9 protein-coding genes and 1 pseudogene are annotated in these 8,579 nt (G+C 65.9%); 8 read left to right on the top strand and 2 right to left on the bottom strand.

Annotation, left to right across the window (positions count from 1 at the left end):
* Positions 1-124: 124 nt before the first annotated feature.
* Positions 125-961 (bottom strand): LysR substrate-binding domain-containing protein, encoded by an 837-nt coding sequence (locus CG471_RS27885; RefSeq protein ID WP_099234438.1) that lies wholly within the window; start codon positions 959-961, stop codon positions 125-127.
* Between the two features lie 268 nt (positions 962-1,229).
* On the opposite strand from CG471_RS27885, the gene CG471_RS27880 reads away from it, so the two are divergent.
* The 8 genes from CG471_RS27880 (at position 1,230) to CG471_RS27845 (ending at position 8,332) form a co-directional block, all read left to right on the top strand.
* Positions 1,230-2,048, top strand: coding sequence for an ABC transporter permease (locus CG471_RS27880; RefSeq protein ID WP_037520516.1), 819 nt, complete (start codon positions 1,230-1,232; stop codon positions 2,046-2,048).
* A gap of 2 nt (positions 2,049-2,050) precedes the next feature.
* Positions 2,051-2,842 carry an ABC transporter ATP-binding protein gene (locus CG471_RS27875; RefSeq protein WP_099234437.1) on the top strand — a complete coding sequence of 264 codons (792 nt, stop codon included), beginning with the start codon at positions 2,051-2,053 and terminating at the stop codon, positions 2,840-2,842.
* Complete coding sequence (locus tag CG471_RS27870; protein WP_099234436.1) at positions 2,839-3,453, top strand: cysteine dioxygenase; 615 nt, start codon at positions 2,839-2,841, stop codon at positions 3,451-3,453. Before CG471_RS27875 ends, CG471_RS27870 begins: the two co-directional genes overlap by 4 nt.
* On the top strand, positions 3,450-4,712 hold the full coding sequence (locus CG471_RS27865; protein WP_099234435.1) for a rhodanese-like domain-containing protein: 1,263 nt from the start codon (positions 3,450-3,452) through the stop codon (positions 4,710-4,712). The genes CG471_RS27870 and CG471_RS27865 overlap by 4 nt, the downstream gene beginning before the upstream one ends.
* Before the next feature lie 21 nt (positions 4,713-4,733).
* Complete coding sequence (locus CG471_RS27860; protein ID WP_099234434.1) at positions 4,734-5,822, top strand: LLM class flavin-dependent oxidoreductase; 1,089 nt, start codon at positions 4,734-4,736, stop codon at positions 5,820-5,822.
* A gap of 1 nt (position 5,823) precedes the next feature.
* On the top strand, positions 5,824-6,777 hold the full coding sequence (locus CG471_RS27855; protein ID WP_099234433.1) for an ABC transporter substrate-binding protein: 954 nt from the start codon (positions 5,824-5,826) through the stop codon (positions 6,775-6,777).
* Positions 6,778-6,794: 17 nt separating this feature from the next.
* A complete protein-coding gene (locus tag CG471_RS27850) occupies positions 6,795-7,586 on the top strand; it encodes a class II aldolase/adducin family protein (RefSeq protein WP_099234432.1) in 792 nt (263 codons plus the stop codon).
* Positions 7,587-7,681: 95 nt separating this feature from the next.
* The gene (locus tag CG471_RS27845) at positions 7,682-8,332 is read left to right on the top strand and encodes a peroxiredoxin-like family protein (protein WP_099234431.1); all 651 of its coding nucleotides are present in this window, start codon (positions 7,682-7,684) and stop codon (positions 8,330-8,332) included.
* Between the two features lie 55 nt (positions 8,333-8,387).
* Here the strand turns inward: CG471_RS27845 and CG471_RS27840 are convergent.
* Positions 8,388-8,579 (bottom strand): annotated as a pseudogene (locus CG471_RS27840) (LLM class flavin-dependent oxidoreductase); the annotation flags it as partial.

Raw genomic sequence — 8,579 nt, 5'->3', positions numbered from 1 at the left:
CTCGATAATCGCCCATTCCCGATCTGTCAGTTCGTACCGCCGCCGTGCCATCAAGCCCTCCAACTCTGGAGGCCTCTGAATCACGCCAATCGCCAATCCTCAAGGCTTTTTATGAGTTTACGGCCTAAAGCCCGGTCACCGTTTCGCGCGCCAGTTCCGCCAGCCGGTGCGCGGCGCGATCCAGCTTGTCGCTGGTGCGCAGGATCGCGGCGACGCGGGGCAGGATGGGCAGCCGCTCATGCTCCAGCACCGTCATGTCATCCTGGAACAAATGGGTGCGTGCCGTGATGCCCAGCCCTGCGGCCACCGCCGCGCGCAACGTGGCGAGGTTGGGCGTCTCGACCGCGATCCGCCATTGCAGCCCCATATCCTCCAGCGCCCGGATCGCCGCCTCGCGGAAACGGCACGGCTCCTCCAGCACCGCCAGCGGGATCGTGTCGCGCTCGACCAGTTCGGCCGTGCCATACCAGCTCATCGGCGCCACCGTGACCGCGCTGCCGTCATTGGGGGCGGCAAAGCCCAGCAATATGTCCAGTTCGCGCCGATCGAGCAGCGCCTGCAACTCGGCCGTGCCCGCAACCCGCGCATAGATTTGCGCGTCCGGGTGCAACTCGGCAAAGCGGGAGAGCAGGCCGGAGAGCAGACTGTCGGCAAAATCCTGGACCATGCCGATCCGCGCCGGGCCGGCGAAGCGCCCGGCACTGACCGCCGCCACCGCCTCGTCATGCAGGCTCAGCACCCGGCGCGCATAGTCGAGCAGCACCTCGCCCGCCGCAGTCAGGTGCAGGCGTCGGCCTTCGCGCAGGAAAAGGGATTGCTGCACCAGCTCCTCCAGCCGCTTGATCTGCAGGCTGAGGGCGGACTGGGTCACGAACACCTGTTCCGACGCATTGAGCATCGACCCGGTGTCGACGATCGCGACGAAGCTGCGCAGGAGATTGGTCGGCAGATTGACCGGCACGGCATATCCTTCTGATGATGAAAAGGGGGCCGATCCGATGCCGGGCACGGGCCTGCTGCTTATGATCCATGGCAATATATCAATCAAAATAGTAGAGTTTGTCCGGGGGCAGGAAAAGCTATCGGGCCCGATGCGCGCCGAAATGCCCGGAATCAGGGGCAAAAGGCGACCTATGATTTTCCCTAATAGAGCGGTGCGATAAAACTCAATTGAATGAGTAGAGAATTGATGTTGGATAAAGGCGACTTCACCAGCATGACGGATGGACATGACCGCATTGGCAATAAGGGGCGACACGCCGCCGCAGCGCGCCAGACGCCGCTTCTCCCTCGCCCGCTTCGGCGGCCGATGGCTGTCACCTTTGCTGTTACTTTTGCTGTGGGAGTTGGGCTCGCGCACGGGCCTTATCCCCGAACGCACGCTGGCGGCGCCGTCCGCCGTGATCGGCACGCTGATCCAGATGGTGCTGAGTGGCGAGCTGCCCTCCAACCTGCTCGTCTCCTTCGCCCGCGTCGCGGTCGGCCTGCTGATCGGCGTCGGTCTGGGGCTGGGGCTGGGGCTGGCGGCGGGCCTGTCGCGCGGCGCAGAACTGGCGATCGACCCGCTGATGCAGATCAAGCGGACCATTCCCGCGCTGGCGCTGACGCCGCTGTTCATCGTCTGGTTCGGAATTGGCGAGACGCCCAAGATCGCGCTGATCGCCTTCGGCACCATCTTCCCGGTCTATCTCAACCTTTATGCCGGCATTCGCGGTGTCGATCCGCGCCTGCTCGATGCCGCCAAGAGCTTCGGCCTCAGCCGCTGGGAACAGGTCTGGCACGTCGTGTTGCCCGCCGCCTTGCCCTCGCTGCTGGTCGGGCTGCGCTACGCCCTGTCCATCTCGATCCTGGTGCTGGTGGTGGCGGAGCAGATCAACGCCTCGGCCGGGCTTGGCTATCTCATCAATAATGCCCGCGACTTCATGCGCACCGACATCATCGTCGTCTGTCTCATGGTCTACGCCATTCTCGGCCTTGGTGCCGACTGGCTGGTCCGGTCCCTCGAAGCCCGCGCCCTCGTCTGGCGCCCCAGCATAGTGGAGAATTGATCATGGACGCGCGCCTCGGCTTTTCCAGCATCGACAGCGCGGCGCACCAGCCGCATCCCGAACCGGTCGTCCGCCTGCAGCACTTCACCCGCAGCTTTGGCGCCAACCGCATCATCGACGGACTGGACCTGGAAATCGCGCCGGGTGAGTTCATCGCCCTGCTGGGCCGGTCGGGATCGGGCAAGACCACCTTGCTGCGCACCCTCGCCGGGCTGGACGATGCCGGCGCGCAGGATGTGGAGGTGCCCGACAGCCGCGCCGTCGTGTTCCAGGATGCCCGACTGCTGCCGTGGAAACCGGTCTGGAAGAATGTCGCACTGGGTCTGAAAGGTGGTGCCATCCGCGATCGGGCGCAAGCCGCGCTGAAGGAGGTCGGCCTGGGCCATCGGCTCGACGCCTGGCCGCTCACCCTGTCCGGTGGAGAAGCGCAGCGCGCTGCGCTCGCCCGCGCACTGGTGCGCGAACCCCAATTGCTGCTGCTTGATGAGCCCTTTGCCGCGCTCGACGCACTGACCCGCTATCGCATGCATGACCTCGTCCTCTCGCTCTGGCGGACGCACAGGCCGGCGGTGCTGATCGTCACCCATGATGTCGAGGAAGCGATCGCGCTGGCCGACCGGGTGCTGGTGCTCGACAAGGGGCGGATCGTCGCGGAGGAGCGCATTCACGCCCAGCGCGGCGAGCGCGCGGGCCTTGCCGGCCGGCTGCGCGAACAGCTTCTGTCCCATCTGGGCGGCGACCATCATGGTGAGGGTGTGGTGCCCTTCGCCCGCCAGGCGGAGGCGGCGGAATGAACGCCGTCACCACGATCGAGCGGCCGGTCGAGACCAGCCGGCTGCGCGGTTTCGTCACCGCCTTGGCCGATCTGATTGCCTGCACCCGCGACGAACAGGCGCTGCTGGAAAGCGGCCGCACCCTGCTCGCCCGGCTGATCGCCCGCGACGACTGGCTGCCGCCCGAATATGCCCGGCCCGATCCCGATCGCTACCAGCAATATCTGCTTCACTGCGACAGTCGCGAGCGGTTCAGCATCGTCAGCTTCGTCTGGGGACCGGGCCAGTCGACCCCGATCCACGACCATGGCGTCTGGGGGCTGGTCGGCGTGCTGCGCGGCAGCGAGCAGGTCGAGCGGTTCCATCGCCTGCCCGGCGGCGGGCTGGTCGCGCAGGGCACGGATATATTGCGCGAGGGCGAGGTGGATGCCGTGTCGCCCCGGATCGGCGACATCCACCGCGTATCTAACGGCCGGGCCGATGCGCCGTCGGTCAGCATCCATGTCTATGGCGGCAATATCGGCGCGGTCGAGCGCGCGACCTTCGCCCCCGACGGCACGCCCAAAAGCTTCATCTCCGGATACGCCAATCGCGTCATCCCCAACCTCTGGGACAGATCGAGAAACGCATGACCACCGACATATTGGACCGCATAGAGGTCGCCACCCCGGCCGATATCCGCACCGCGCTGATCGCCCGCGACGAGATCGCCCTGATCGACGTGCGCGAGGAACATGATTTTGCGCAGGGCCATCCGCTCTTCGCTGCCCAGATCCCGCTGCGCCGCATCGATGAGGAAGCGCGCTGGCGCATCCCCCGGCTGGACACGCCGATCATCGTCTATGATGCGGGCGAGGGGCTGGCGCGCCGCGCGGCCGTGCGGCTGCAGGGGCTTGGTTACACCGATGTGCGCGAACTGGAGGGCGGGCTACATGGGTGGCGCGACGCCGGCTATGAATTGTTCGAGGATGTGAACAGTTACTCCAAGGCGTTCGGCGAACTGGTCGAGCATCGCCGTCATACCCCCAGCCTCGCGGCCGAAGATGTGCAGGCGCTGATCGACGAAAAGGCCGACATCGCGATCCTCGATGCGCGCCGTTATGACGAATATCATACGATGAGCATCCCGACCGGGACCAGCGTGCCCGGCGCCGAACTGGTGCTGCGCGCGGGCACGATCGCGCCCGATCCCGACACGACCATCATCGTCAATTGCGCCGGTCGCACCCGATCGATCATCGGCACCCAGTCGCTGGTCAATGCCGGCCTGCCGAACAAGGTCTATGCGCTGCGCAACGGCACGATCGGCTGGACGCTGGCCGGGCAGGGGCTTGAAACCGGCCAGGTGCGTGCGGCCCCCGAAGTCGATGGCAGGGCGATCGAGGCGGCCCGTGCCCATGCCCGCGACGTTGCCTATCGCGCCGGGGTCAAATGGATCGGCTGGAACGATCTGGAGCATCTGAAGGCTGATACCGCCCGCACCCTCTATCTCTATGATGTGCGCCAGCCGCGCGAATATGAGGCGGGGCATCTGCCCGGTTTCCGTAATGCGCAGGGCGGCCAGCTGGTGCAGGAAACCGACCATAATGCCCCGGTGCGCGGCGCCCGCATCGTCGTCACCGACGATCTTGGCCCGCGTGCCGACATGAGCGCCTCCTGGCTCGCTCAGCTGGGCTGGGAAGTCTATGTCCTGTCGGTCGACTGGTCGGCGGTGGTGCTGGAACGCGGCAGTGACGGCGCGCCACCCCCGCGTGGACCCGAGGGCCGCTACAAGCGCCCCTATGAGGGCACCGACAACAAGGCCGAGAAGATGCAGGCCTATCTCGACTGGGAATATGGCCTTGTCGCCCAGCTCGAAAAGGACGGCACCCACGGCTTCTACGTCATCTGATCTTCGGGAAGGAATGACCCCATGAGCGTCAAGTTCATCGGCTATATCGGCTTCAACAATGGCTCGGAAACCCAGGCGGCGGTGCGCAGCCGCGTGCTTGACAAGGACTATGTCGAGGCCGCGGCGAGGGCGCAGGAAGATGGCGGTTTCGACCGCGTCCTCATCCCCTTCGGCTCGAACAGCCCGGAAAGTCAGATCGTCGCGGCCCATGCCGCCGCGCTGACGAGCAAGCTTGGTTTCCTTGTCGCCCATCGCCCCGGTTTCACCCAGCCGACCGTGGCCGCGCGCCAGCTGGCGACGCTCGACCAGCTGTCGGGGGGGCGGGTCGCGGTCCACATCATCACCGGTGGCGCCGACGAGGAAATGGCGCGTGACGGCGACACCGGCACGGTCAAGGCCCAGCGCTATCAGCGCACCGACGAATATCTGACCATCCTGCGCCAGGAATGGACTGCGGCCCAGCCTTTCGACCATCAGGGTGACTTTTACGACATTCGTCAGGCCTTCAGCGCGATCAAGCCGGACAATCTGCCGGTTTTCTTCGGCGGTTCGTCGGCCGAGGCGATCGAGGTCGCCGGGCGCCATGCCGACGTCTATGCGCTCTGGGGCGAAACGCTCGAAGCGGTGCAGGACACGGTACGCCAGGTGCGCCGTGCCGCCGTCCGTCATGGCCGCAATCCCGGCTTCTCGCTGTCGCTGCGTCCGGTGATCGCCGATACCGAAGAAGCGGCCTGGAAGCGCGCGGCGGAGATTGAGGAGCAGGTGCGCGCCAATCGCGTCGCCGCCGGACTTCCGCTGACCGGCCATCGCCCGCCCAATGTCGGATCGCTGCGCCTGCTGGAGGCGGCCAGAGCCAACCGGCAGGACAAGCGGCTGTGGACCGGCGTCGCTGCGCTCACCGGCGCGGCCGGCAATTCCACCGGCCTGGTCGGCACGCCCGAACAGGTGGCCGACGCGATGCTCGATTATTATGACATCGGCATCGATCATTTCCTGATCCGCGGTTTCGATCCGCTGGGCGATTCCATCCTCTATGGCCGCGAACTGCTGCCGGTCGTCCGCCGCAAGGTGGCCGAGCGGGAGAAGGTCGACGTCGCGCTCGCGGGCTGACATGGCAAGCAAGAAATCGATCCTGATCGCCGGCGTGCTGATCGCCTCCGCCGGTGTCGCCTTCGCTGTCACCCAATATCGCACTGAACAGGTGCCGGTGCTGCGCGTCGCCAACCAGAAGGGGCAGGTCAAGGCGATGATGCTTGCCTCCGGCGCGCTCGATGGCGCTTCCTACAAGGTCGAATGGTCGGAATTTCCCGCCGCCCAGCCACTGCTGGAAGCGGTTGGCGGCGGCGCGGCCGATTTGGGCCTTGCCGCCGACGCGCCCTTCATCTTCGCCTATCAGAGCGGCAGCCCGGTCAAGGCGATCGCGGTGCAGGCGCCAGCCAACCAGGCGGCCGAGGCGCTGGCGATCCTAGTGAAAAATGGCTCGCCGATCCGATCTGCCCAGGATTTGGCTGGCAAGACAATCGCCACCACGCGCGGATCGATCGGCCATCATCTGCTGCTCCAGGCGCTGGAGCGGGCGCATATCCCGGCCGACAAGGTCAAGATCACCTTCCTGCCGCCGGGCGATGCCAAGGCTGCGTTCGACAGCGGATCGATCGACGCCTGGTCGACCTGGACCCCCTATACCAATGTCGCGGTCAAGGAAGGGGCGCGGGCGGTTGTCGATGCCAGGGATTATGGCCTGCCGCTCTATATCGACATCGCCCATGATGCCTCGATCGCGCCCAAGCGCGCGCTGCTGGCCGACTTCCTTCAGCGCGAGGCGAAGGCGGTCGCCTGGGCCCGCGCCCATCCCGACCAGTTTGCCGCCGTGCTGGCCAAGGAAACCGGCCTGCCGATCGACATCGCCCGCGCCAGTTTCGAACGCAGCAACCGCATTTCGCAGCCTGTCGATGCCAAGGTGATCGCCCATGAACAGGCGATCGTCGAGCGCTATCGCCGCGCCGGCCTGATCGATCCCAAACGGGACGTGGCGCAGGCCTTCGACACCAGTTTCGGATCCTGACGCAAGGAGCTTTCCCCATGGCCACCATCCTCAAGGATGATCGTTTTTCGCGCACCGGCATCAGCGAAGCCGAATGGAAGGTGCGGGTCGATCTCGCCGCCTTCTATCGGCTTTCGGCGCTCTATGGCTGGGACGATTTCATCTACACCCATATTTCCGCCCGCGTGCCGGGACCGGACCATCATTTCCTGATCAATCCGTTCGGCCTGATGTTCGACGAGATCACCGCATCCAGCCTGGTCAAGGTCGACCTCGACGGCAATGTCATCGGGGAGAGCGACTATGGCATCAACTATGCGGGCTATGTGATCCATTCGGCGATCCACGGCGCGCGCGACGACGCCCATTATATCGCTCATTTTCACAGCGCCGACGGCATGGCGGTGTCCGCACATGCTGAAGGGCTGCTGCCCTTGAATCAGCGCGCGCTGGCCCTGATCCCGCGCCTGTCCTATCATGACTATGAGGGCGTGGCGCTGAACCTGGACGAGCGCGAGCGGCTGGTGGCGGACTTGGGCGATACCAAGGTCATGCTGCTGCGCAACCACGGCACGCTGGCGCTCGGCGCAAGCCCCGGTGAGGCGTGGAGCGGCATCTATCAGCTCGAATCCGCCTGCACCGCGCAGGTCCGCACGCTCAGCGTCGGGCGCGACAATGTGCTGATCGCGCCGGAGGAGGCGCAGGCGGAAGTGAAGCGCCAGATGTCGCGCGAGCGCCAGCCGGTCGAAGGACGGCGCACCCATTATGATCTGGTCTGGGAAGCGGCGCTGCGCAAGGCATCGCGCCAGGCAGCTGGCTATGACGCCTGATCTATAAGGATTAATCGGCGGCTTTCCGTCAAGTCTCATTGGCGTCGCGTCACACGCGGCGCCATTTTCCTATCTCCAGCAAAGGAGACAGGCAGATGGCGACGATCGTCGGCGACAATTTGAGGGCGCGCTACGCCGCGCTTCAGGCAGAACGGGAACGGGACTGGCCGCCCGCCCAACTGGCGCGCAACGCGGCGCAGCGGCAGCAACTGGTGGCGCGCTTCGATCCGGCGACGGTGGCGCAGCCCGGCGATGTCCTGCCCGATCTGGGGTTCGATGATGTCGATGGCGGCACCCTGACGCTCGACGCGCTGACGGCGCAGGGATCGGCCTTGCTGATCTTCTTCCGCTTCGCCGATTGCCCGGCGTGCAACATCGCCTTGCCCTATTATGCCGAAACGCTCTGGCCGGTGCTGCGCGCGCGCGGCATCCCGCTGGTCGCGCTCAGCCCACAGCAGCCCGATCGGCTGGCGGAGATCAAGCGCCGCCACGATCTGCCCTTCGCTGTCGCGACCGATCGCGACAATCAGCTCGCCCGCCTGCTTGGCATCGCCTTCGTCCCCGATGATCGCCCGTCGCCGCCGCCCGCCGGCTGGATTGGCGAGGTGACCGGCACGGGCAGCTGGGAATTGCCGCAGCCCGCCGTGCTGCTGTTGGGGCCGGGCCGGGTGGTGCAGCGCTTGCAGGTCAGCCCCGACTGGCTCGACCGACCGGAGGCCGACGATATCCTCGCCTGGCTGCGCTGACCGCAACAAAAAGGGCCCGGCAATTTGATTGCCGGGCCCTTTTTGTTTGATGGGATCAGGCGGCCGACTTGGCCTCGCGCGCAACGCTGTAGCGATTGTCCGGCACCGACAGGCCCAGATGCTCGCGGAAGGTCGTGCCCTCATAGTCGGTGCGGAACAGGCCGCGCTGCTGCAGGATCGGGATCACCTTGTCGACGAACAGGGCCAGTTGTCCCGGCAGCGGCTCGAACAGGACGAAGCCGTCGGC

This window comes from Sphingobium sp. IP1, from assembly GCF_002708645.1.
GTDB classification, from domain to species: Bacteria; Pseudomonadota; Alphaproteobacteria; order Sphingomonadales; family Sphingomonadaceae; genus Sphingobium; species Sphingobium yanoikuyae.
Note: the sequence above shows the minus strand (reverse complement) of the source record. Positions and strands in the feature narration are given on the sequence as shown.